Genomic DNA, 2,192 nt, shown 5'->3' on the forward strand with positions numbered 1-2,192 from the left:
CCGGCTGCGCGCGCCGGGCGGTGATGGACGCCGCGGGCGTGGACAAGGACCGCACGGCCCGGCACGTCGGTTTCCCCGCCCCGTTCGGCCAGTCCCAGTTCGCGATCACCCGCGGGAACGTCTTCGAGTCGCTGGTCAAGGAGAACGGCTGCGCCGAGCTGCTGCGGCTGCTGCGCGAACTGCTCGGCCTGTCCGTCGCCCAGGTCGGCTACCGGGACGTGGAGAGCGTCGGCTCCCACCTGCGCCACTCGCACACCCGGGCGCTGATCGACCGCGCGGCGCGCGAGGACGACGGGACCGCGGTGTTCTACGACCACCCGCTGTTCAGCCTGGAGATCGCCGGGCACACCTCCTACCTCGAACCGGACGTGGTGGCCTTCCAGGTCGGCGGGCGCTTCCACATCGTGGAGATCAAGTCGTTCGGCATGATCGACGGCCAGGCCGAGCCTGACAAGGTCGCGGCGGCGGCACGGCAGGCGGCGGTCTACGTCCTGGCGTTGCGCACGCTCATGGCCGACCTCGGACACGACCCGGAGCGCGTCTCCCACGACGTGGTGCTCGTCTGCCCGGAGAACTTCGCCAACCGCCCGACCGCGGCGCTGGTCGACGTGCGCAGGCAACTGTCGGTGCTGGGCCGCCAGCTCACCAGGATGACCAGGGTCGAGTACCTGCTGGAGGGCCTGCCGGACGACCTCACCTTCGACCTGGCCCCCGGCGAGGACGGGGTGCCGACCCGCTCGGCGGACGAGCTGACCCAGGCGCTGCTCCAGGTACCCGCCCGCTACGCGCCCGACTGCCTGTCCACCTGCGACATGTGCATGTTCTGCCGTCACGAGGCCCGCGCCTGCGGATCCACCGACCTGCTCGGGCGTCAGATCCGCGACCAGCTGGGCGGCGTCTCCGGCATGCACGAAGCGCTCGGCCTGGCCGAGGGCACCCGCGAGGTGGCCGAGGGCCAGGAGGAGATCGCCCGCCTGCTCCGGCTGGCGGACCGGCTGCGCGAGGAGTCGCTGCGGTGAGGATCGTCGAGGCCACCGGGCCGGCCGCGCCGGAGGTCACCGCGGCGAGAGCGGACGACAGGTGAGCGCGCTGACGGCGCTGGCGCGACTGCGGGCCGTCAGGGACGGTGTCGCGCAGCGGGTCACCACGGTCAGGCACTGCCACATCTCCGCCCAGCCGCTGGTGCTCATCCCGCTCAAGCTCGCGGGCGAGGCCGCCGCGCCGCTGGCCGCCATGGTGGGCACCGACCCGGGTCACCCCCGGCTGCTCGTCGTCCCCCAGCCCCGCAACCGGGACCTGCGGTTCGCCTTCGCCGCCGGGCTGGCCGAGGTGCTGCTGCCCTACATCGAAGGGTTCGAGAAAAGCACCGAGACGGTCGAGCGCAAGGGCGGCGAGCCGTACGAGCGGTGCCTGGACGCGCCGCAGATCCTCGTGCCGAACCGGTCCGCCGCCTCGTTCACCGGGCTGCTCGGCCGTTCCACCAGGTTCCGCAGGGCCGAGGGCCCCTACCCGGTGCACCCGTCGGTGCCGCTGCTCGGCCGGTGGCTGACCTACTTCGCCGACCGGTCCCAGCAGCCGGGCTCCTCGGTGCTGCTCGCGGCGACCGAGGCACTGAGCCTGCACTGGGCGACCGGGCAGAGCAGCCTGGAGGACGCCAACCTGGCGGCGCTGCTGGGATGGATCGACCCGCCGCCGGGAATGTCCGGGCACCGGGCGGCCGAGGAGGCCGAGGACCCGCTGCTCTGGCCGCCGGCGGGTCCCAACACCGACCCGGGCTTCGACAACGAGGTGCTCGCTCCCGCGATCCGCGCCTACGAGGAGGCACCGACCGACCGTGCCGTCGACCGGGTCAGCCAGGCGCTGCGCACCCAGCTCGACCCCACCTGGCGGCTGATGTGGCGGGCCGTCGACCTGCTGCGGTCGCTGCCGGAGGGCTCGCGGGTGAAGGACCGCTGGGAGATCGACCGCGGGTCGTTCACCCGGTTCGTCGAGCGGATCGCCGAGGGGAGCCCACCGCAGGCCCGCAGGGACGGAGCGGTGAGCGCCGCCGCGAGGCTGGCGGGGCTGGAGCGGGCACGGGCGAGCTACGACGTGCAGCGGGCCCACGACGACCCGCTGCTCATGGCCGAGTACCGGCTGACCGGTGAGGCCTTCGCCGGGACGGCTGCTGGCCGCGCTGGCCTACGTCGCCG

2 protein-coding genes are annotated in these 2,192 nt (G+C 73.7%); both read left to right on the forward strand.

The features are described from left to right. A partial coding sequence (locus ABZ260_RS50260) for a hypothetical protein (RefSeq protein WP_355632841.1) occupies positions 1-1,019 on the forward strand: 1,019 nt, incomplete at its 5' end. 61 nt (positions 1,020-1,080) lie between these two features. Next, positions 1,081-2,192: hypothetical protein (locus ABZ260_RS50265; protein ID WP_355632844.1), on the forward strand; the 1,112-nt coding region annotated here is incomplete at its 3' end.

Source organism: Streptosporangium sp. NPDC006013 (assembly GCF_040614275.1).
GTDB lineage: Bacteria > Actinomycetota > Actinomycetes > Streptosporangiales > Streptosporangiaceae > Streptosporangium.